This is a genomic window from Vibrio sp. zbq_1, from assembly GCF_043102935.1.
Taxonomy (GTDB): Bacteria; Pseudomonadota; Gammaproteobacteria; order Enterobacterales; family Vibrionaceae; genus Vibrio; species Vibrio parahaemolyticus.
The window spans coordinates 520,204-543,649 of the sequence record NZ_JBICJH010000004.1; the positions used below are offsets into that span (position 1 = coordinate 520,204).

At 45.9% G+C, this 23,446-nt stretch carries 16 protein-coding genes; 7 read left to right on the forward strand and 9 right to left on the reverse strand.

Annotated elements, in window-relative coordinates:
• Window positions 1–93: 93 nt before the first annotated feature.
• The 3 genes from ACF8CV_RS02720 to yccS form a co-directional block, all read right to left on the reverse strand.
• On the reverse strand, window positions 94–393 hold the full coding sequence (locus ACF8CV_RS02720) for a hypothetical protein (RefSeq protein WP_005477585.1): 300 nt from the start codon (window positions 391–393) through the stop codon (window positions 94–96).
• An 81-nt stretch (window positions 394–474) separates the two neighbouring features.
• On the reverse strand, window positions 475–672 hold the full coding sequence (locus ACF8CV_RS02725) for a hypothetical protein (RefSeq protein WP_017448124.1): 198 nt from the start codon (window positions 670–672) through the stop codon (window positions 475–477).
• 253 nt (window positions 673–925) lie between these two features.
• Entirely contained in the window at window positions 926–3,079 is a 2,154-nt protein-coding gene (yccS, locus tag ACF8CV_RS02730; RefSeq protein ID WP_031381834.1) for a YccS family putative transporter, read from the reverse strand.
• A gap of 457 nt (window positions 3,080–3,536) precedes the next feature.
• Here yccS and helD point away from each other — a divergent pair, with 457 nt between their 5' ends.
• Entirely contained in the window at window positions 3,537–5,606 is a 2,070-nt protein-coding gene (helD, locus tag ACF8CV_RS02735) for a DNA helicase IV (protein ID WP_015313109.1), read from the forward strand.
• A 78-nt stretch (window positions 5,607–5,684) separates the two neighbouring features.
• On the opposite strand, the gene ACF8CV_RS02740 is transcribed toward helD, so the two are convergent.
• Together ACF8CV_RS02740 and torT are read right to left on the reverse strand one after the other, a co-directional pair.
• Entirely contained in the window at window positions 5,685–6,140 is a 456-nt protein-coding gene (locus ACF8CV_RS02740) for a methylglyoxal synthase (RefSeq protein ID WP_005454351.1), read from the reverse strand.
• A gap of 63 nt (window positions 6,141–6,203) precedes the next feature.
• Entirely contained in the window at window positions 6,204–7,253 is a 1,050-nt protein-coding gene (torT, locus tag ACF8CV_RS02745) for a TMAO reductase system periplasmic protein TorT (protein WP_228750870.1), read from the reverse strand.
• 43 nt (window positions 7,254–7,296) lie between these two features.
• Here torT and torS point away from each other — a divergent pair, with 43 nt between their 5' ends.
• On the forward strand, window positions 7,297–10,263 hold the full coding sequence (gene torS / locus ACF8CV_RS02750) for a TMAO reductase system sensor histidine kinase/response regulator TorS (RefSeq protein ID WP_138937097.1): 2,967 nt from the start codon (window positions 7,297–7,299) through the stop codon (window positions 10,261–10,263).
• A 68-nt stretch (window positions 10,264–10,331) separates the two neighbouring features.
• Here the strand turns inward: torS and ACF8CV_RS02755 are convergent, their stop codons facing one another.
• The 3 genes from ACF8CV_RS02755 to ACF8CV_RS02765 all read right to left on the reverse strand — a co-directional run bounded on the left by ACF8CV_RS02755 (window position 10,332) and on the right by ACF8CV_RS02765 (window position 13,372).
• On the reverse strand, window positions 10,332–10,523 hold the full coding sequence (locus ACF8CV_RS02755) for a hypothetical protein (protein ID WP_005454225.1): 192 nt from the start codon (window positions 10,521–10,523) through the stop codon (window positions 10,332–10,334).
• Window positions 10,524–10,541: 18 nt separating this feature from the next.
• Window positions 10,542–12,896 (reverse strand): fatty acid cis/trans isomerase, encoded by a 2,355-nt coding sequence (locus ACF8CV_RS02760; RefSeq protein WP_025521651.1) that lies wholly within the window; start codon window positions 12,894–12,896, stop codon window positions 10,542–10,544.
• 89 nt (window positions 12,897–12,985) lie between these two features.
• Complete coding sequence (locus ACF8CV_RS02765) at window positions 12,986–13,372, reverse strand: winged helix-turn-helix domain-containing protein (protein WP_101945347.1); 387 nt, start codon at window positions 13,370–13,372, stop codon at window positions 12,986–12,988.
• A gap of 291 nt (window positions 13,373–13,663) precedes the next feature.
• Here ACF8CV_RS02765 and ACF8CV_RS02770 point away from each other — a divergent pair, with 291 nt between their 5' ends.
• The 3 genes from ACF8CV_RS02770 (at window position 13,664) to ACF8CV_RS02780 (ending at window position 19,510) form a co-directional block, all read left to right on the forward strand.
• Window positions 13,664–15,178 carry an arylsulfatase gene (locus ACF8CV_RS02770; RefSeq protein ID WP_230391705.1) on the forward strand — a complete coding sequence of 505 codons (1,515 nt, stop codon included), beginning with the start codon at window positions 13,664–13,666 and terminating at the stop codon, window positions 15,176–15,178.
• A 309-nt stretch (window positions 15,179–15,487) separates the two neighbouring features.
• Entirely contained in the window at window positions 15,488–17,035 is a 1,548-nt protein-coding gene (locus tag ACF8CV_RS02775; RefSeq protein WP_025610029.1) for an arylsulfatase, read from the forward strand.
• 159 nt (window positions 17,036–17,194) lie between these two features.
• Window positions 17,195–19,510: a cytochrome c3 family protein gene (locus ACF8CV_RS02780; RefSeq protein WP_138937095.1), complete on the forward strand. Its 2,316-nt coding sequence runs from the start codon at window positions 17,195–17,197 to the stop codon at window positions 19,508–19,510.
• Here the strand turns inward: ACF8CV_RS02780 and ACF8CV_RS02785 are convergent.
• Window positions 19,497–20,354: a LysR family transcriptional regulator gene (locus ACF8CV_RS02785; protein ID WP_005477563.1), complete on the reverse strand. Its 858-nt coding sequence runs from the start codon at window positions 20,352–20,354 to the stop codon at window positions 19,497–19,499. The two genes, ACF8CV_RS02780 and ACF8CV_RS02785, sit on opposite strands and share 14 nt — an antisense overlap.
• Before the next feature lie 141 nt (window positions 20,355–20,495).
• On the opposite strand from ACF8CV_RS02785, the gene ACF8CV_RS02790 reads away from it, so the two are divergent.
• Together ACF8CV_RS02790 and ACF8CV_RS02795 are read left to right on the forward strand one after the other, a co-directional pair.
• Window positions 20,496–22,022 carry an arylsulfatase gene (locus ACF8CV_RS02790; RefSeq protein WP_005454209.1) on the forward strand — a complete coding sequence of 509 codons (1,527 nt, stop codon included), beginning with the start codon at window positions 20,496–20,498 and terminating at the stop codon, window positions 22,020–22,022.
• 114 nt (window positions 22,023–22,136) lie between these two features.
• A complete protein-coding gene (locus ACF8CV_RS02795) occupies window positions 22,137–23,438 on the forward strand; it encodes an anaerobic sulfatase maturase (protein ID WP_025551862.1) in 1,302 nt (433 codons plus the stop codon).
• The last annotated feature ends 8 nt before the right edge of the window (window positions 23,439–23,446 follow it).

Sequence of the window (23,446 nt, forward strand, 5' to 3'; positions counted from 1 at the left end):
TGCGGCGGTTAGATTTGACCGCTGCGCTTATTAGCGTTTGGTGTTCTTCAATATCTGGAAAGGGAGTTAGGTATAATTTTTATCTTGGTTTCTTTAGACGTGAATGTCGAGAAGGCTGCCAATTACCTCGTTATTTTTTTCCACAACGGACGCACCAATACGGTTGTAACTTGCGGCTTGAGTAACTTCGATAAGAGGTTCGATAACAGTAGCATGTGCGGCTAGGGAAGGGTTCGCGGCGAAAGCCACATTTTTAGCGAGTTCGACTTTATTGAATGATAAGTCTTCACCGCCTTTTGCGAAGGTTTGTTGAATCTCATGTGCAGCTTTATCCGCCATCTTGTGCGATAACTGCATGATTTGTTGACCGGAGTGAATCCCTGAAACTGGCATGATTATAATTCCACTTATTATGCTGCTGTTAGCATAGGAAGTGTTTATAAAACGTGCAAGTGATTTATATCAATAACTTAATCAAACAAACAGTTTAGATAACATTTCACGCTCTTCAGTGGAGAGCAATGGCTTTTCCTTTTTGTTCAGCGTCATGCTGATTTCGCCTTGCAATGTTTTTAACTGACTTGCCGTCAGGTCTCCAAGCTTCTTTTTTAGCTCTTTAAATTGTTGCGCTTTCATCTCTGTATCCTCGCTGTACTCAGGTTTATCCTTCATGTCCTGTCTAACGGCCTCCGTGGCCACACAACATACTTATTCAATAGAATTAGATTAGAATTTGATCGATGGTTTTTTGTCCGAGTATTGTCAAGGTGCGTTAAGTGATACGTAAGACTTTTCCTATGAAAGGTAATTTCACCTACTTCGGGTTATCTAAAATTAAAAAGGGAAGCAAAAAGTGCTTCCCTAATTGCATAAAGAACGCGTGTTAAGTCACATGCACCTTTAAGTTAGTCTCTCTAAGGTCGAGTTAGTTCACACGAACGGCAAATTTGCTCGCCAGCGAGTGAAGCTCAGGCAACATGCGATAAATAAGGTGGAGTTGTTGAAGCACCATACGCGCCGAGCTGTCATCCTCATCGCGCCATTCGTTCAAACGCTGCTCAAGTCCAGCATCGTCAATGTTGGATAAATCGCACTCTTCGCAATGTTGGTGTAATTGTTGATGCAACACATCCAAATGCTGGTGGATACAACGGTGAGCATCCAGAACCAGTTTATGAATGGATTCATCTTCGATGCGAGTACGATGTGCGCCTAAAGCAGAGATGTAGCTGAGCATGGCGTGGTTGAGTGTCAGAAAGCGGAAGCTCTCATCGACGGCTGCGCGATACTTACCTGGTTCAGCAAGCATTGTGCTGATTGCTGACGTCAATGTCGCATCATTATTGTGAGCCTGACGACGAGCAATGCGGTAGCTCAGGTTGTCTTTCTTACCGATACGATATTGGCCGATGATCTGATCCAAATACTGTTTATTCGCTTCTATCGCATCAGACATCACTTTATGCAGTCTTCTCGATTGCCAGTCAGGTAAAATGAACATCACAGCCGCGACGGCTAGCGCGCAACCAATCAGTGTATCGGCAAGCCGAGGAAGCACCACTGCGTAGCCTTCACCTAACTGGTTGAACAGGAACAAGACTAACAAGGTGATAAATCCGGTCGCGTAGCCGTAGTTGTTCATCCTAAATGCAAAGAACATCACGCCCGAAACAACGATAAACACCAACTGACTTTCTTGAGAAGGGAAGAACGTTAGCAGCGGTACGCCAATCAACAACCCCGCTAAAGTACCGATCACACGAGCCGTAAGTTTTTGGCGCGTCGCACTGTAGTTCGGCTGGCATACAAACAGCGTTGTAAGCAAAATCCAGTAACCACGGTCAATATCAAACAGCTGAATGATGCCGTACCCAATAGTAAGCGCAATTGACATACGTAGCGCATGTCGAAACAGCATCGAATCTTTATGAAAGTTAGCCGAAATGCGTTGCCACATTGCTTTCAACGTATGTGGGTTGGTATCGGCAAGCGTGTCTTCTTCTAGGCGTTCGGCATCCGGGTTATTGATGTTGTTTAGCTGCTTTTCAACCGTAGCGAGGTTATTGAACAGGTACGTCAGCTGCATTAACAAACGCTTCCAATGACCTTGTTGCTGCTCTTCCAAATACGCCAGTGAATTTTGTAGTTCTGCCAAAGCCAGAATCGACTCATCGGTGTGAGTGTATTCGTTGCCGAGTTGAATGGCTTGAGCAATATCCCGGCAAGCTTGCGCTTGTGTCTCAAGAAGATATTTAAAGCGGAACAGCACGTCTGAACGCTCAAACTCCGTTGCCAAATCTTGGTAGCGGTAGTGGCTCGAACTCACGCGTTCGTGAATGTCCTGCGCGATAAAATAGATATTCAAGAATCGGTCACTTGGGCCGTCTACATGACCACGCTTGGAACGGGTGAGTAGCGTTGCTTTACACGCATTGAGTGCGGTGACCGTTGCAGCATTAAGGCGAGCCGCTTCAATACGCATTGGTTGCGGTGCAAGGTTCGTGACTGGATGGAAAAGCTTGGCTTTGGCATCGAGATAATTAGCAAGCGCAAGAAACACGTTCGCGAGGCTTAACTGCACCGGCTGCAACGGCCAGAACATTTGCCAGATCATCGACATAAAGTAATACCACGCGGCGCCAGTTAGCAGTAACAACGGCTGGAACCAAATATTCGTGCTTTCGTGCGCGCCGAGCATGGTGTAAATGGCGATCAGCAACGAACCAAATGCGATACTGGCATACTTTGGCCCAATTGCGCCAAGCATGATAAAGCCAAACGTGGAAATAAACAGACCCGTGGCAAACAGCCAAGGGGTGTGAAACAGTATTTCAATAGAGAAGGCCGCAACCGCGAAACAGATAAACGTGAGAATCAGAGCTTTGATTCGTCCCATAAAGCTGTCATCACTTTCCGCTAGTGCAGCGGCAATCACACCTAGTATGAGAGGTGTGATCAAGGTGTTTTGTCCGAAGTACCAAGCAGGAATAACGACACCCAACAGGGTGATCAATATAAGAATGCTGTAGTTAATGGTTTTATTTGCCCAATAGAGGCGAAATTTAGAAGCTGCTTGCACAATGCGCCTTACATTTCCGATAAAAACGGAGAAAAATTCCCAATTTCACTCAAGGATGACGGCGTTAGAAAGTTGACGTTCTCACGGTTAACGCTCACCAATTGAGCCTTAAAACAAACGGCTTTCACGGGCGATATCATCTTGAAGTTGTTTGGATATGTTACCAAGCTCACTATAGCGTGTTTATGATTTAATTTAAGAAAAAATCACGCTTGGTTATGAAATCGACAGAAATGTCATTGACTTAGGAATGCAGAGCAGTTTTCGGATGCGAAAACCGTCTAGAGTTTGGGTTTATAGCGTTGAAGTAATGACAATTATGTTCACAAAATCAGCAGTAATGTGAATTTTATTAAAGAATCAAGGAAGATGCGTATTTAGGTGGCGGTCGCTGCTACAATTTGAAGCCCTAAAATGATATAAATCGACAACTTCTCACTTAAAAGGCGCACGTTTCATGCAGCTTACTGCCACCAGCAAAGCACAGTTTTTTATTCAAAATGAGTATTATCATGTCGAAATAAAAGAGAACAGTGTTTTATTAAGCTCAATTGGCAGTGAAGAGCATATTCCTTTCACCGTCTGGAACGGTAAAGTCAACGTGAAACGCGGCCTGTTTTGGAGCTCGCTTCAGTTCTTCGCTCACGAGCAAGATGGCAAGCAACAAAGTTGGTTAGTACAAGGTTTACCTTGGCCTCAATGCCGTAAGTTTGCGTTAGAAGCTGTGCGTCAATATCAAGAGTGGCACAACACTCAGTGCCGAAAACTGGCGGAGTACCTTCCTAAATGGGAAGAAGAGTTGTACCAGCTCAAACACCTTCCTGCCTATCTTTCTCATTCTCAAGTTATGGCGTGGGTAGAGAAACTCAATCAAGAACTAGCAGAAATCAAGACCAGCCTAGACGAAGCTAAAATGCGCATGCCTAATCGCATGGGTGAAATTGAGCCTTGGTTGGTTGACACCTCTCATACGCTGGGAGAGCGCAATCACGAATGGTTGGAGAACGAACGTCCTAATTGGGAAGTCTTGTTCAACCGCATTGAATCGTCTCCGCTGAACTTGTCGCAACAATACGCAGTGTTGCTCAATGATGATCACAACCTCGTTTTGGCTGGGGCAGGCTCGGGTAAAACCAGCGTATTGACTGCAAGAGTGGCTTACTTACTTCAAAGCCATCAAGCTCAAGCGGAAGAACTTTTGATGCTTGCGTTTGGCCGAGATGCCGCGAAAGAAATGAAAGAGCGTTTGGTTGATAAAGTCGGTTTGGCGGCAGAAGGCGTAAGAGTAAATACCTTTCATCAACTCGGCTTGTACATTCTTAATCAAGTCGAGCAGCAGCCTGTCGAAATTAGCCCTCTTGCATTAGACGATAACCAACGCACGGCTTGGTGTGTCGACTGGTTGAAAAAGCACTGGATGACACCAACAAATTTCAAACGTTGGCAAAAGCATTTAGATAAATGGCCTATTGCTTACCTGAAAGGTGATGATGAGCTGGGTAGCCATTCGGAAAACCCGAAGCTGATTGCTTGGTTGGATTCTCAATTGTCGCATTTAGCTGCTGTTGGTTTAACAAAAAAGCAAGTGCAAGAGAAGTTGGTGGATCACCAAGACTATACGCGCCTCAATAGCGAATTAGCATTGTGTTGGCCGTGTTTTTCTGCATGGCAAAAAATGCTCAAAGAGAGCAATCAAGTCGATTTCCCAACCATGATAAGTCGAGCAACGGATTACGTGAATAAAGGGAAGTTCGTATCGCCTTGGCGTTTTGTTATGGTCGATGAGTATCAAGATATCTCTCCAGATCGTTTGGCGTTGATCGAAGCGTTATGTGAATCAACAGAGAAGCAGCCTGGCGCAACCTTGTTTGCCGTGGGCGATGACTGGCAAGCGATTTACCAGTTTGCGGGCGCAGATGTGGACTTGATTACTGGGTTTAAAGAGCGATTCGCTCACTCTACGGTACATCACCTAGACACGACCTATCGTTTCAATAATCAAATTGGCGATGTGGCGAATACGTTCGTGCAACAAAACCCATCACAATTACCGAAGACGCTCAACAGCCACAAACAACGCAAGCAAAAGAGCGTGCACACAGCGCCAAGCAACCAAGTTGAGAAAATCCTCGATCAATTGAATCAACAAGCGAAACAAACTAAGTCTGTATTGTTGCTTGGCCGTAACCATTACCATAAACCCGATTTGTATGATGACTGGTTAAGACGATTCCCGAATCTCGATATTCGTTTTATGACTTGTCATGCGAGTAAAGGTCGAGAAGCCGATTTTGTGATTATTTTGGCTGTGGATGAAGGGCAGTTCCCAGCTAAGAAGAAGCAGATTCACATCGACGGTGCGTTGACCGAGTCCAAAGACAAATTCCCGTATGCCGAAGAGCGCCGACTGTTCTATGTCGCGATTACGCGTGCAAAAGAGAAAGTGTGGATCACGCATACGGGGGCAGGTTCTGCATTTGTGCAAGAACTCGTAAGTGGCGACTACCCAATCGTTACCTCACGCTAAACGCACTTTTTCAACCGTTAAAAACAACAAAGGCGATACTCAGTATCGCCTTTGTTTTATCTATTCGATTACGTCGATTTACATGCGTTCTGCAAGGTAAGCTTCGTAATCTGGCACTTCGATGTCGACTTCTTGTTCTAAAAGAGGAGAGTCGAAGAGGAATTTTGCCGTTGCACGGTTAGTCGCAACTGGGATGTTCCAAACACTCGCGATACGAAGTAGGGCTTTCACATCAGGGTCGTGAGGTACGGCGTTTAGTGGATCCCAGAAGAAGACCAACACATCGATTTTACCTTCCGAAATCAATGCACCGAGTTGTTGGTCGCCACCCATCGGGCCGCTGATCATACTCTTAATTGCTAAGCCAGTTTCTTTGCTCAGCATGTGGCCAGTTGTGCCTGTAGCGTACAAGAAATGGCGTTGCAGCTTTTCTTTATTCTCTTTTACCCAGCGAAGTAGCTCAGGTTTGCAATTGTCGTGGGCAACCAATGCCACGTGTTTATGCGCAGGCATGGTACGAGTCGTTTTTTGCATCAAGTTATTCCGATTTTATGATTATGAACTGGTTACTTATCAATAAAACACTTTTTTAGCGCATCAATCAACAGCCTTTATGCTGAATGTCGGCCTATATTCTGACGGAGATAACGATTCTTCAATTGTGTCATCGTGAAGCGTCTTTGGCGTCAGTGGTTTGATGATTGGCGATGCCTGTTTTTCATACGGTTGATGGCGTAAATAGTGCGCCGCTTGCATGACAGACAGGCGGCCTTGCTGCACCATTTTGTCTGTCGGAGCAAAAAGCACTTTATTGCGCAGAAGACCACGATACACACCGTGACTCAAATACACCGATACCAAACCAATATCATGGGTTTTATCTGCGCTGCGCAATTCACTGATGGCTGCTTCTATAGCGACCGCACTGCCGACGATGTAGTCAATGTTACCCATATCAATCACGCGCTGCACAAGGTTACGCTGTAACTCTTTGTCGTTGTCTGCCCAAAAGGAGTCAACGATGTGGATGTCGCTGTTTTTGATAGCTTCATAAAACCCCGTTGTGACAGGCTTAGTGCCACCACGAGTGCGCGGGCCAAGCAGTAGGGCAATATTGGTTTTACCTGAGCCTTTTGGATGGCGCTCGGCTAGGTACTTACCGGCCTCGTAACCCATCCAATACCAATCGACACCGACTTCGCCTTTGAGCAGTGTGCTCTGTTCTTCATCAAGATCGAGTTGGTTGACTGTTGCAAATACGGGCGTGTTGCCGACCCAACTTTTTAAGTTGTGTTCATAGGCGTGAGGATCAACCGTGCCTAAAATAATGGCATCCGCACCCCATTGGGTACACAGCGCAAGTTGCTGCTCTTGACGACTTTTATTTGGGTAGCCACCTGCTTCTAATACGCGCAGGTTGACGCCTTGTTTCTCTGCTTCAGAGACCATTCCATAGTTTACTGATAACCAGTAAGAATCCTTTAAATGAGGGTAGATCGCACAGATCTTTTCAGCGGCCACAGAAGGCAGTGAAGCGCAAAGTGACGCTGCCAAGACTGAATGCTTGAAAATTGTACGAATTGAGCGTTGATTTATAACCATGAAATGAAGTTCGTTGGCATAGATTAAGTAAACACTGCAAAATATAACGTAATATGTCGCCGAACACGAACATTAAGGTCATGAAAATATGTTGCTAGCAACCGCAAGCATCGGTCGTAAACTTCTGTTGTCATTCATCGCGATGGCAATGCTGGTCATGTTATCAGCATTGATTGGCGTATCCGGCTTTTCGCTGGTGGCAAAAACTGAAAGGAACGTGGTAGATGCCGCGATCCCCGCCATGATAGAAGCGCGACAAGTCTCGGAATTGAGTACTCGAATCATTTCATCGGTGCAAATGCTCTCTAATGCGCAAAATGAGCAAGAGAGGAAAGAAGCCGGGCGAGTGTTGTTCGAACAACTTGAATCGCTGTTGACGCACATTAAAGAGCTAGGCGGTGAGTCGTTTGATTCAAAACTGCTCGATGCACTTGAAAACAATGTTCAGAATGTGATCAATAACCTCGCAGAGCTTGGTGTCACGGTTGAAAGAAAGTTGTGGCTCGCGAAAGAAATTGATACTCGTGTTGAAGAAATGCGCCTGCTGAGTGAAGAGTTGGAACAGCTCACTCGCACTCAAGTGCAAAATACCAGCACGATTGCGGTTGCTAACGTAACCCACATTTATGACCTGTTAGAAGCGAACAAAAAAGACCAAGTCTATCAAGCGCTCGATGCCTTGGTTGAAGTCGATCTTGACCTAACCGAGCGTCTGCACGAGCTGCATCTTCTCGCTTTTAAAATGCTTAATCAAATTGAAGAAGCACGCACTCTGACCAACGTTGATCGTATCCAACAAATCCAGACGGCGTTTGAAAACAATCTTAAGATCATGAAACGCCGCGTCTTAGCGGTCGAAGACCCAACACGTTCAAAGCAGATGAGCCAATTGCTCACCGAGCTCGGTAAGCGCCAAGTTGTATTTACCATTTTGCTGCAACAATACGAAAACAACGAGCAATCTCAACAGTTGATGCAAAAAACGCTGGAGCTGTTTTCTGAATTGAACAGCACCGTAAACAAGCTGGTGGACGATTCCAACAAAACCACCACGTTTGCCGTTGACCAGCTGACCAATACCCTGAAATTTGCCCAATGGTCACTAACGGTGATCTCGATTGTCGGTTTGATTGTGGTTGTGCTTATCCTTTGGCGCGTGGTGTATGTGTCGGTAGTGAAACGTCTGGCGGAATACTCTGCTGCGCTGCTTTCTGTTGCTCAAGGTAACTTGGCTGTTGAACTAGAAGTTAAAGGCAAAGACGAACTCGCGCACATGGGGCAAGCTATCATCACCGCCCGCAATACCGCCCAAGCGCTCAAAGTGGTGGCAGAAGGGGAGGCAAAAGCCAAACGAGAGCTGGAAGAGCACAAAGAACACCTTGAAGAATTGATTGAGCAGCGTACTTCGCAGTTGAGACAAGCAAACCTGCGCTTGAATGAAGAGGTCGTGAACCACGCTCAGGCGCGTAATGAAGCTGAGCAGGCGAGCCGCGCGAAATCAGCCTTCTTAGCGACAATGAGCCATGAAATTCGAACGCCGATGAACGGCGTGCTCGGTACTGCTCGTTTGTTAATGGATTCTGGTTTAAACCCAATTCAAAAGCGTTACGCGGAGATCATCAACCGCAGTGGTAAAACCTTGCTTGCCATCTTAAATGACGTTCTTGATTACTCGAAAATTGAAGCCGGCCATCTTGAGATTCGCCGCTTGGGCTTCGACCTACATCAAATGGTTGAAGACACGTTCCAACTGATGAACAGCCGAGCACAAGAGAAGCAACTGCTGTTCTCTTACCACATTGAAAGTGACGTCAGCCGATACTGGAAAGGGGATGTAACGCGCATTAGCCAAGTGCTGAACAATCTAGTGGGTAACGCGATCAAATTCACTGAAGACGGTGAAATTGATATTTACGTCAGCCTGAATCCAGAAGACGAATCGCAAGTGCTATTTGAAGTCTCAGACACAGGTATCGGCATTTCGAAAAAAGATCAGAAAACTCTTTTTGATGCCTTCACGCAAGCAGAAGGTGGTCTGAATCAAATCGGTGGTACAGGGCTTGGTTTGGCGATAAGCAAACGCATCGTAGAAGCGATGGGCGGCGTGCTAGAAGTCGACTCAGAAGAGGGCGAAGGCAGCCGTTTCTGGTTCTCCATCCCACTTGAAGAAAGCGAACCTGTTGAAATCGGTGTCGTGGCGAGCGCTCGCTGCAAGGTGAAAGCGAAAGTGCTGTTGGTCGAAGACAATGAAGTAAACCGCGTGGTGGCGGAAGGTTTCCTCCAGAGCATGGGGCACCAAGTTGTGATGGCGGAAGATGGTCTGCAAGCTGAACGAATCATTGATAAACAAGATTTTGACATCGCGCTTGTTGACATCAATTTACCTGATTGCGACGGCACAGATTTGATTCAACGCTTAAAACGCATCGAACGTAACAAGCCAGGTGACAAAGCGCTGTCACCGACACCTATGATTGCGGTGTCTGCTCATGTTTTTGCGGAAGAAGTTGAACGCTACTTGGCAGCGGGTTTTGATGGTTACTTGCCAAAACCGGTTGAGAAAGAAGCCCTTGCTACGTTGATTCAGGATGTTCTGGATGGCAAACAATTACTGCTTCCGCAAAGTGGAGAATGCTTACCTCTGAGCGAAACGAGCGATACCAATCTAACTATTGAAAATCAGGTCGAACAAGACCACCAACAACGAGAGGAACCAGAAATGGTCATCATTAATCCAAGCGTGATCCAGTCCGACATGAAGATTTTAGGCAGAGAAAAAATGCTGCATATCATCGACTTGTTCAGAAATACCAGTGCGGATGTACTTGGACAGTTGGTTGAGTCAGCAGAAAAAAATGACAGCCTAGCAGTGAAAAATCTCGCTCATAAACTAAAAGGCAGTGCGGGGAGTTTAGGTCTTACTGCGTTAATGAACACTTGCCAAAGTATCGAGATTGCTGCCGAACCGCTAGATACATACAACGCTCAGCAAGGTTTATTGGCCGAGCAAGTCGCTACGTCAGTTAATGCGCTTGATGAGCTGATGGCAGAATAAAGCTCTGCGTTTTAAACCTAAGCCCAAACCTAAAAACAAAAACCTCCGGTAAATGCCGGAGGTTTTTTCTATTTGGTCATGTCATCTTCCCACTCGAATCGAGTGTCTAAGGCATAAGGGTCATCATCTAATGGATGTTCCACTTTGCCACGCAAGTATTCGAGTTGATGTTCAAGCATGTTGACCGTCTCGTAGTCTCCCTCTGAACAAGCAACGTAAATTTGTTGCTCCAGAGCGGCAATGTTGTCTCGGATACCCATGAGAACCCCCTTAAATCATCATCGATTCTCAAAACGATTATAGTCAAGTAATCCAAATTCGATCGGTTGATTTGTACGGTACCAATTGTGGATACGATCGCTAAACGGCCAGAATTTTTCCGAGCTACGGCGAATCGCAAAATTATCCAACAACTTAACGTAATCGGCTTCGTTTTGAATCGCGCTAAACTGATCGACAAATTCTTTTACTTGGTTTTCTTTAAGGGAGAAAAATGCTGCTGGGTAGCTCCCGACAACGCCACGCACGATGGTCATATCGTCGTTGGCGAAGTCTCGGTTGCTTTCTTCATCAAACAAACTCGAAATATTAGTGTGCGCATTGTTGTGAAGTAGGGTGAACAGTTCGTCTTTACCTGACTTACTACGCACCATCAGCATCGTGATTTGTGGGACGGTTTGTAGCCCTTCACCACGCACTTGACCGATGCGTTTTAGCTCTTTTTCCGTTTTATCTGAAAGCGCAGTATCGGTAATCTCATAACGAGGCAGTAGCACTGGCGATAAGCGTTTGCGCATCATGTTCAGTAGCTCGGTTTTTGGATCGTCCGTTTTGTAAACAACGCTGGTCGGTTGATTAAAAGGCTTCACGTTACGTTGCAAAAAGTCACTAAGCTGAGGGCTTTGATCTTGATACCAGCTCGATTGAAGCTGGTGACGCATATCCGCAGGCAGCAAGGTAACAAAGTTACTCTCGCCTTCAAGACGTAAGAAGTCCATGAACATACGCGTCATCAACTGGTGACCAAAGTTACCGTATACGTCAAATCCTGCTACCAATAGGTAGTGAATACGCTCCAGCAAAGCGTAATCTAAGATCCAGACTGTTTTTGGCTGCTCGCCAACCAACCCTTGAACTACAGATGCACTGTCGAAATGACGGAATACTGTTAATGCTGCATTTGGGTTGGTGCCGTTACCATCCCAAATGACGTCAGTCGATAGGTTTTCGCCATGCTTAAACCAGTTGTTCGTAAACTCAGATTTTGCTTCAAGATAACGCGCTTGTTGGCGTGCGTACTTAACCCAGTTTGTGACTGGAAGCGTATTACTTTCTTGTTCGGCTGGCAGTTTTAAGTTATCTGCTTGTGAACGGTAGAACTCGTTAACCTCAGGAATGTCAGCTTTGTCTGGGTCTAAGAAGAATACCCAGAAGCGATCATTGATGACGTTAAGTGCAAGCTGACCACGACAAACAGGGCCTTTGATATACGCCATGATGGTGTTTTGCGCGTTATCAAGCATGAATTTGAAGCGAGACTTCACTGGCATATCAATGAATGCCGTCATCGGGTTAGCTGCAACTTCTGGCTCGTAGCTAGGTAACTGAGTAACGGAGTAATCCGCTTCAATAAACCACTTTTTCCAGTTACTGATGCGCTGTTTGTTGAGCGCAAATGGCATGTGCGTTTTGTCAACAATAGTGCCTTGTTCTGGAATGATTCGGTAGTAAACGCGTTCAACGCCCGGATCGTCGTAAGGGCGGCGAGTGGAAATGCGTTTTACTGGCTGTCCTGGTGGCGTTGCGGAGCGCACGAGGGTAAAGAAGCGCGGTTTTTCGCTCAACTCAGAGAAGTACAGGTGCGACAGGAACAAGTGCTCGTAAATATAACGCGACATCAACTGATTCTTGAGATCAGAATGGTTGAGCAGTGTTTCGTATTGATTGATTTGCGCCTGCTCTTGGTCACTGATTGGCGTGTGCATATTCATGATCGCGCCGTTTTCTAGCCAAGTCATCAGCGTGTGGTATTCGCTGTTGGTTAGATTCGGCATACCAAATGGCATTCCCCAGTTTGGGTTGTCTTTTTCGTACTGCTCGTACTCTTCAATTGTCGGGCAGGTTTGCTCACGATCAATCGAAAAATCAAAACCTTCTAATTGCACTTGGTCTGGCAAGGGATGGCGCTCTTTCTGTTGCAATAAACGAGCGATAAGGCCAGCCTCAAGGTTTGCTGCCATGCTTTGGTCGCGTTCATTCAAAACAGGGTGGAAGCCAGCGTCGCGCCATTCTTGGGTGGTTTCTGCATCTTCAAACAAGCGAGTAGGTGCAGCAGCTGTCAGGCGAGTGCCTTCATAAACCAATGCTTTCGATGCTCCGCGGTCGATCCCTTCTACCGATGAGAGTTTTAGCTGACATGGCGCATCGTAGCAGGCGTGGCAAACCACACAGCGGTTATCGACGATAGGTTTTACCTCGCGTTGGAAGAAATCTGCCTGCGGCGTTTCAACGCTGGCAGTACGCTCACGAACCAACTGAGGGCCGAACAATTGGTCAAAGTTCAGGCCAGCATAAGTAGCACAACCAGCAAACAGACTGGCAATGCAGAGTATAAAAATTAGACGCAAATTCATTGAGTTATTTTGAGTAAATTGAATTTGCATTAATTAAAGCAAAATAAGTGACGAAATACCAAAAATCGAGACAAATAGCCGCGCTTTCTTTACCTATTTATGGATTTAAATAGGTAACCCTTACGGTGAATTGTCTGAATTTGATCTGGTGGCATGCCTTCGGCAATCAAGCGTTTTCGCATTCGGCTGATGTGCATATCCAGCGCTCGGTCATGCTCAGTGAACGGACGTTGCAAAACGGTTTGATAGAGGAAAGGTTTGGTCAGTACTTTATCTTGATGCTGAATGAGCGTGCGCAGTAGTTCAAACTGAATGGGCGTGAGTTGGATATTCGTCTTCTTTGGCTGGCTTTGAATCGTAACAGACTGCGTGTACTTATCGAGTGTAACTATATGATTTGCCGAAGAAGAGTGGCTACAATCTTGGCTATCAGACGTTAAGGTTGGCAAAACTGTCAAGGTTGCTTGATCGCTCACGTTGATACCTAGATTAATAATGAAATTGCGAACCATTATCATTAATGAACAATCAAAAATCAATGCAATATATAAAGAAGATATTCAAATCGATGATGACAAGTGGTTGGTAAATGTGCTCATTGTCCGGCACAAACTGCCTTGTTATTGCAATGCTATGCCAATTGAGATGAGATTTGGTTATATCTTGTATAACTTCAATCGTTTTTTCAGCAGGCATACCATAAAGAAAGTTTTTAACGTGAAGGAATAAAAAACGTGAACTTTCGCAAAAATACTCTAGTACTCACGATGCTTGCAATGGCAGCTCCGATTGCCGCACAAGCAGCTTCTAAACCCAACATGCTGGTTATCATGGGTGATGACATCGGCTACGGTAACATCTCTGCTTACAACCAAGGCATGCTTGGCTACAACACACCAAACATCGACAGAATTGCGCAAGAAGGTGCGCTTTTCACAGCGTACTACGCGCAGCAATCTTGTACTGCGGGCCGTAGTACTTTCATTACTGGTCAAATGCCAATCCGTACCGGTTTGACGAAAGTAGGCCTACCAGGTGCAGAACAAGGTCTTCAACCGCAAGACATTACAATGGCGACGGCACTTAAAGATATGGGCTACGCGACAGGCCAATTTGGTAAAAACCACCTTGGTGACAAAGATGAAATGTTGCCAACAAACCACGGTTTTGATGAGTTCATGGGTAACCTTTACCACTTGAACGCGGAAGAAGAGCCTGAAAACCCTGATTACCCGAAAGATCCTGCGTTCCGCAAAAACTTTGGCCCGCGTGGCGTAATCCATTCTTATGCCGATGGCAAAATTGAAGACACAGGTCCTTTGACGCGTAAGCGCATGGAAACGGTCGACCAAGAAACGCTAGACGCGGCAATGAATTTCATGGAGCGTCAGGTTAAAGCGAACAAGCCGTTCTTCTTGTGGTACAACGCAACGCGCATGCACATTTGGACGCATGTGAAAGAAGAAAACCGTACAACAGGTTTGGGTGAATACGCAGATGGTATGGTAGAGCACGACAACATGGTTGGTGAGTTGCTAGATAAACTGGATGATCTGAAAGTTGCCGACAACACCATCGTGATTTACACCACCGATAACGGCCCGATGAACGCGACCTGGCCTGATGCAGCATTTGGTCCTTTCCGTGGTGAGAAAAACACAGGTTGGGAAGGTGGCTTCCGCGTACCAGCAATGGTTCGTTGGCCTGGGCACATTGCACCAAATACGAAGTTAAACGACATCTTTGCGGGTGAAGACTGGTTCCCAACACTGCTTTCTGCTGCGGGTAACAACACCATCAAGCAAGATTTGTTGAAAGGTTATAAATCATCGTCTGCTGATCGCACATACAAAAACCATTTAGATGGTTACAACCAAATGAATTACTTGATGGGTAAAGACAAAGAGTCTGCTCGTGATGAGTTCTTCTACTGGTCAGACGATGGCGACTTGCTGGCAATGCGTGACAAGCGCTTCAAGCTTCACTTCAAGATCCAAGAGCATGAAGGTTGGGATGTTTGGACGAAAGAGTTCACAAACCTACGTATACCAATGATCTTCGACCTTAAAGTTGACCCACTAGAGAAGGGCGACCAAGGCTTCGGTTACGAAACATGGCAGTTCAACCACGTATTCTTGCTTGTTCCTGCTCAAGCGAAAGTAGCGAAAGTTCTGAAATCATTCAAAGAGTTCCCACCACGTCAAGAGATCCCAAGCTTCTCGGTTGATAAAGTGATGGAACAAATGAAGAACCTAAGTAAAGTTCAACAAGCGAAAGGTTAATCCTAAGCGTATTTGAACCCCCAACGGTTCGCAATGATGATCTATCTTGGTTGTCGGCGCGAACCGTTTTTTATTTTATCTATTTCGCAACCCTCTAATCGTTTGTTATCTCTTCCTGCCATTCCTTGCGTTAGCGAACCTTCTCTTATCTAAACGCCTTCAGATCTTTGTTGTCGCCGTGTGAATATGTTCGCGGAAATTATTAAACCCCATTGCCTTTATTCTCATTTTGAATATTCGCAAATCCGGAGGTTGTGAACTATACATTCTGTTGCAGGAAGCACTTTTCTAATACACACAGAGGTTTATATGACAGCGAAATATGGCGTTAAACGCCGATTAGCGATTCTTGCCGCGGCTTTAATTGGCGCGACAAGCAGCAGTATCGCGGCAGAAAAACCTAACATTCTCGTCATCTGGGGTGATGATATTGGCCAGTCCAATCTCAGTGCGTACACCTTTGGCTTGATGGGATACAAAACACCAAACATCGACAGCATCGCGAAAGAGGGCATGATGTTCACAGATTACTACGGTGAACAATCTTGTACTGCGGGTCGTTCCACCTTTATTACCGGCCAGACTGTGCTCAGAACGGGTCTAAGTAAAGTCGGACTTCCTGGTGCTGACCTAGGTTTGAAAGCGGAAGACGCAACTATTGCGGAAATGCTTAAACCAATGGGTTACATGACTGGTCAGTTTGGTAAAAACCACTTAGGGGACAAAGACGAACATCTTCCTACTAACCACGGCTTCGATGAATTTTTTGGCAACCTTTACCACCTGAACGCTGAGGAAGAACCGGAAAACGTTGATTACCCTAAAGATCCTGAGTTCCGTAAGAAGTTTGGCCCACGCGGTGTGATTCGTTCGTACGCTGACGGCAAAATTGAAGATACAGGGCCTCTGACTCGTAAGCGTATGGAAACTGTAGACGAAGAGACGTTAGATGCGGCACTCGACTTCATGGATCGTGCCGTGAAAGCGGAAAAACCATTCTTCGTATGGTGGAACGCAACCCGCATGCACTTCCGTACTCACGTGAAGCCAGATAACCAAGGCAAAACCGGCATCAGTACTTATGCTGATGGTATGGTAGAGCACGACAACCATGTTGGTCAGCTACTGAAAAAAGTGGATGACTTAGGCATTAAAGACAACACCATTGTTTTCTACTCAACCGATAATGGCCCACACATGAACTCGTGGCCAGATGCGGGTACAACGCCATTCCGTGGCGAGAAAAATACCAACTGGGAAGGTGCGTACCGTGTTCCTGCAATGGTACGTTGGCCAGGTAAAATTAAAGCGGGTTCTGTTTCGAATGACATCATGCACCACATGGACTGGATGCCTACATTTGTAGCCGCCGCTGGTGATGACAACATCAAAGAGAAACTGCTAAAAGGTTACAGCGCGGGTGATAAGAAATTCAAAGTTCACCTAGACGGCTATAACTTCCTGCCATACCTCACTGGTAAAGAAGAGAAAGCACCGCGTGAAGAGATTTTCTACTTCTCGGACGATGGCGATTTAACTGCGCTTCGTTACAATAAGTGGAAACTGGTTTTCATGGAACAACGTGCAAAAGGTACGTTGCGTATTTGGGCTGAACCATTCACCAAATTACGTGTGCCGAAGATCTTCAACTTGCGCATGGACCCTTATGAAGTTGCGGATGTTACCTCCAACACGTACTACGATTGGATGCTTGATCGCGCCTACATGTTGGTGCCAGCACAAACGTATGTTGGTCGATTCCTAGAAACTTTCAAAGAGTTCCCGCCAAGGCAAAAAGCCGCAAGTTTCTCGCTTGATCAAGTGATGGAGAAGCTGCAAGAGAACCCGAATAAGTAGGTTTGCTGCACGATCAAAACTTCAAATCGAGAGGCTCTGATGGGCCTCTTTTTTTGCGCACCGTTTAAGTTTTTCTTAAAACTCATGTAATTACTTGTCCAAAAAGAAAAAGTCATCCTACAGTTGATGAAGAACAAAATTAGAATAACAAGGATCGTTATGACTCAGTGGGCAAGTCGGAAGCAGGCAATAGTGAGCCTTGCTATGCTCGTCAGTTTTTCTCTGTTTGGGCAGCAAAACGCCCAAACTCCACCAGAAGTTGTTCAAGCTCAGTTTATTGGTAATGAAACGTGCATCGATTGTCACCAAGTCGAAGTGGAAGCGTGGCAAGGCTCGCACCATGATATGGCGATGCGCCATGCTGATTCAGAATCCGTACTGGGTAACTTCGACAATCAAGCCGTTGAACATCAGGGCAAGGCAAACCGTTTTTTTCGCAAAGACGATGAATATTGGGTCAACATCCAAGGTCCAGATGGACAGTGGCACGATTACAAAATCAGCTATACGTTTGGTTGGGTGCCATTACAACAGTACATGGTGGAATTTGATGATGGACGCATACAACTGATTCCTTTTGCTTGGGATTCGAGAAGTGTGGAACAAGGCGGGCAACGTTGGTTTCATTTATATCCAGACACGACCACAACCGATGAGTTTTACTGGGCCAATACAGGGCAAAACTGGAACTTCATGTGCGCTGATTGCCACTCAACCAACTTGAAGAAAAACTACGACGCTCAAAGCAATACGTATCAAACAACGTGGTCGGAAATCAACGTCAGCTGCGAAGCGTGTCATGGCCCGGCAAGTCTGCACGTGGAAATGGCGAAACAGGCCAAGCAAAATGGAATGCCAATTGCCACCGCGAATCATTATGGTTTTTCTCGCGATCTTTCAGCCGCAGTCAAAGAGTGGGTCTATAAAGAAGGGCACAGTACGCTTCAGCCAAAAGACATTGTGCCAACCAACCAAGTTCAAACTTGCGCTCAGTGCCACAGTCGACGTACCCAGTTGAATGAAGAAGCGGATCACGTCAAAGGTACGTTTCTTGATAAGTACCGTCTGAGTTTAATTACCCCTGAGCTCTATTATCACGATGGCCAAATTTACGATGAGGACTATGTCTACGGCTCGTTTTTGCAATCGGCCATGGCAGAGAAAGGCGTAACGTGCACAAATTGTCACGATCCACATACCGCCCAACTTAAAATCCCTGAAGAAGCAGTATGTGCGCAATGCCATGTAGCGTCAGATTATCTGTCAGAAAACCACACCTTTCATCAAGCGAACACCGAGGCATCAAAATGCACAACGTGCCACATGCCGGAGACGACCTATATGCAGGTAGACCCGCGTAGAGACCACAGTTGGCACGTTCCGCGCCCAGATTTAAGTCAGCATATTAATACGCCCAATGTTTGTACTGCTTGTCATGATGATAAAGATGCGAAGTGGGCCGATGAGCAGATTGGTCAATGGTTCCCAAAATCAAAGTATCGCAACACTCAGCACTTTTCGGTCGCATTTTATGCAGACGCGATAGGTCATAGAGGTGGTTCAGATGCCTTGGCTTATACGGCTCAAGATTCTTCCATCAGTGACATCATTCGCGCATCGGCTTTAGAGCGAATGGCAGGCAATACTGGCCAGAATACGTTGGTTGCGCTTGCTCGCGCCGTGAAACATGAGAACGAGATGATTCGACTGGGTGCTGTTGCTGGCTCGGCAGGGTATGACTTTAGTGACCGTTGGCAGATTCTACAGCCGTTGCTGAGTGATCCGGTGTTGTCGGTGCGAACCGAAGCGGCGGCTGCGCTAGTCAGTCATTATGGGGAAATGAATCCGCTACAAAGAGAGCGCATTCAAAAACCGTTAGATGAATACATGGACATTCAACGCTTTAACGCCGATCGCGGATTTGGGCGAACTAACTTAGCCAATGTATATCGCAGTTTGGGAGATGCTAATAAAGCGATCGAACTGTATCAACAAGCTATCGACATCGAACCTTATTTCGAAAATAGCTACGTCAATTTAGCGGACATGTATCGCCGACAAGGTGATGAAGCCAAAGCGGTCCAAATTCTGAGTGCGGGAATGAAAGCACAACCGAAAGCAAGTTCGCTGCCTTACAGTGCAGGGCTTGCGCTGTTAAGACAAGGCAACAGCAAACAAGCTAATCAGTATTTAAAACAGGCCGCAGAAAGCGCGAAAGATAACGCTCAGTATTGGTATGTGTACGGTTTAGCGTTGGAGAAATCCGACGTATTAGAAGCGAGTAAGGCCTTAAACAAGGCGTTTGAAGTTGGTGGCGACCCACGGCATCTTTATGCCCAGTGCGAAGTGTTAGCGAGAAACTATCGACAAGGCGGCGTTGCATTTGCCTTTGAACAGTGCACCAAGCAGCTTGGTGCACATGCTCCTGCGGAAGTTGTTCAACAGCTCAAAGCGACCGTGACTACAAAGAAATAGGTTCGTAATGCGCAGCGGCTAGGTGCGTTTTGATTCTCTCTCGCAATGCAATATGAGCAGGGTTGTTTAACTCACGTTTATGGTAGACGAACTTGTAAGGGATGGTGCATATAGAAATGGGGCAAGGCAGAACTTGAAGCTTAAGGGCTTTGCTCCATTTGTTCGCAAAAGATTGAGACACTAGACCTAAACAATCGCGTTGTGCGACGTACAACGCCATACCAGCAAGCGAAGATGTGACGAGATCCACTTTTCTTTCCAAAATGGTTTCTTGAGCAAGTTGCTCAAAACCCGACATGTTGTTCCATTTGCCTGAAAACAAACAGTGAGTTTCATCATAAAATTGTTCTTTGCTCAAAGTGCCTTGGATTCGAGGGTGTTGCTCTCGACAAATAATGACGGCCTTTTCTTCGTACGCCTCCTCCATAACAAACGCCGCATCTTTTGTGACCACTGTATCAATTACAAGATCTACTTTTTGTTGTCTTAAAAGCTCAAACAAGATGTATTTTTCGGGAGGTGACTCGTAAAAAATGGCATTTTTTATCGGGCTCATAATGTGCAGCAGAATCTCTGAACAGCACACCTCAAAGTGCTTCTTCTCCATGATAGCATTATCAATAATACTCACCGCTTGCTCAAACTGAGGCAGTAGTTGATACGCCGCGGATGTCAGCGTAATTCCCCGTCCTTTTTTCACAAATAATTGCTTATCTACGACTTGCTCTAAACGCTTTATTGCAGCGCTCACAGCAGGTTGCGTAAGCCCCAATTGTTCCGCGGCTTTTGTATAAGATTGGAACTCCGCGACAACAAGAAAAGTTTGGATCAAATTCAAGTCCATAACGTTACTCATAAATTTAATTTATAGGTTAACTAATTTTGACTGCATTTATCGCCTGAAATTAGTGCTTTATCTTATATCAACAATGGTATTGAAAAGCGAATACCATTTTTTACGCACTAGCGAACTCTTGGAGATAATATGAAAAATGCGACCAAAACGAGCAGTAAAAAACTCGTACTTAACGCATGTACGTTAGCATTAGGCGCTGCATCTGCAGTTGCACACGCAGCGGACAAACCCAACATTCTTGTCATCTTTGGTGATGATGTTGGTTACTGGAACCTTAGTACCTACAACCAAGGCATGATGGCGTACAACACGCCAAACATCGATAGTATTGCTAAAGAAGGTGCGAAGTTCACTAACTTCTACGCACAGCAAAGTTCGACAGCAGGCCGTTCTGCATTCATCACTGGTCAAATGCCAAAACGTACTGGTCTATCAAAAGTGGGCTTACCAGGCGCTCCGGAAGGTATCTCGGAAAAAGATCCAACGATTGCAACCATGCTTAAGCAAATGGGTTACGCAACCGGACAATTTGGTAAGAACCATTTAGGTGACCGAGACGAACACCTTCCTACCAACCACGGTTTTGATGAGTTCTTCGGCAACCTATACCACTTGAACGCGGAAGAAGAGCCAGAGAACGTGGATTACCCTAAAGATCCAGAGTTCAAGAAAAAATTTGGCCCTCGCGGCGTTATCCATTCTTACGCTGACGGCAAAATTGAAGATACCGGCCCTCTAACTCGCAAACGTATGGAAACAGTAGACGGTGAGTTCCTAGAAGCGGCTGAAACGTTCATCGACAAGCAAGTTAAGGCAGACAAGCCATTCTTCGTTTGGTTTAACACCACTCGCATGCACAACTTCACGCACGTTCCTGAAGAGTACCAAGGTAAAACCGGTGCTGGTTTCTATGCTGACGGTGTGAAACAGCACGATGACCAAATCGGCGAACTACTGAAAAAAGTGAAAGATCTTGGTGTCGATGACAACACTATCATCGTTTACACCACAGATAATGGCCCGATGGTTGACCTATGGCCAGACGCAGGTATGACGCCATTCCGTAGTGAGAAGAATACAGGTTGGGAAGGTAGCTTCCGTGTTCCTGCTCTTATCAAATGGCCTGGTCACATCAAAGCTGGCGAAACCTTTAATGGCATGATGTCTCTTGAAGACTTCTTCCCAACATTGGTTGCAGCAGCAGGTGACACTAAAGTTAAAGACGAGCTACTGAAAGGTAAGAAAGTTGGCAAGATGAACTACAAAGTTCACCTAGATGGTTACAACCAATTGCCATACATCACAGGTAAGTCAGACAAGTCTGCTCGTAACGAATTCGTTTACTGGAGTGATGACGGTGACTTGGTTGCACTACGTTACGGTAAATACAAATACCACTTCATGATCCAAGAAAATGAAACGGGTATGGATGTATGGCGTAAACCATTCACTAAACTTCGTGTTCCATTGATCTTCGATTTGAGCATTGACCCATTCGAACGTGGTGACCAAGGTATGGGTTACTCTCGTTGGATGTACGAGCGCTCATTCCTAATGATGCCAGCGGTAGAGAAAGTGAAAGAGGTAATGGGTACGTTTAAAGAGTTCCCTCCTCGCATGGAAGCAGGTTCATTCGTACCTAAGTCTTCTAAGTAATAAAGAACATCGATAATCAATAGCGCTCTTCGGAGCGCTATATACCCAAATAGCTTCCCGTTTACTGCACTACGCTTACGAGGTTATTTGGGTATATTTAATAGTGAGAAACGTATGAGTAAGATTTCCCCTCGCCATTCTACTACCATGCCTATTGTTCCTCTTAAAACGGCTTCTAAAGCACCGGTTTCGGGCGCGTATGACCGTCGATTCCATGTGATGGCAAAGCCGGGCGGAGCAAAATGCAACATCGATTGTCAGTACTGCTTTTATCTGCATAAAGAAAATCTACTGCACCAAGAAAAGCAACCAAAAATGGACGACGCAACATTGGAAGCGTTCGTGAAAAGCTACATCGAAAGTCAGGATGGCGAAGAAATTGTATTCTCATGGCAGGGTGGGGAGCCAACGCTGCTTGGGCTGGACTATTTCCGCAATGTCGTAGCTCTGCAAAAGAAACATCAGCCGAAAGGTGTTCGCATTGAAAACGACCTTCAGACCAACGGCATTTTGCTAAACGATGAGTGGTGTGCGTTTTTAAAAGAGCACAACTTCCTAGTTGGCTTGTCGATTGATGGGCCACGAGAGCTGCACGATAAATATCGCAAAACCCGCAGCGGTAAGCCGACGTTTGATCTGGTGATGAAAGCGGTAGATAAGCTCCAAGCGCATGGCGTGAAATTCAACGCGTTGGTGACGGTGAATCGACACAATGCGAAATACCCGCTCGAAGTGTATCGATTTTTAACCCAAGAATTGGGTGTGACATACATTCAGTTTGCACCGGTGGTTGAAGCGAACGACTTCCAAAAAACCGCACCGCAGTTTTGGAACGAACAGATGATCCCAACCAAAGGCAGTGATCTGGCGAAACCGGGTCATCCAATGTCTGTTGTGACGGATTGGTCGGTTGAGCCTGAAGACTGGGGACGCTTTTTAATGGCGACCTTTGAAGAATGGGTGAATAACGATCTTGGCCGTGTACTGGTTAACCTGTTTGAAACCGCGGTAGCGCAAGTAATGGGGAAACCGTCTCAGCTTTGCGTGACAGCTGAGTTTTGTGGCAAAGGCTTGGCGATTGAGCACAATGGCGACGTGTTCAGTTGCGACCACTATGTGTACCCAGAATACAAACTCGCCAACATTCATGAACACTCATTGAATGACATGGCCTTCTCTACACGACAATACACCTTTGGCATGGCAAAACGCGAATCTTTGCCGACGTATTGTAAACAGTGTCCCTACTTGCCTTATTGCTGGGGCGAGTGTCCGAAAAACCGTCTGATCAAAACGCCGAATGGCGAGGCTGGACTAAACTATCTGTGTTCGGGAATCAAAATGTTCTTTGATTACGCGTTACCGATGTTAGTTGGTCTTGCACAGCTTCTCCAATCTGAAGAACCGCAAAGATAACATAGTGA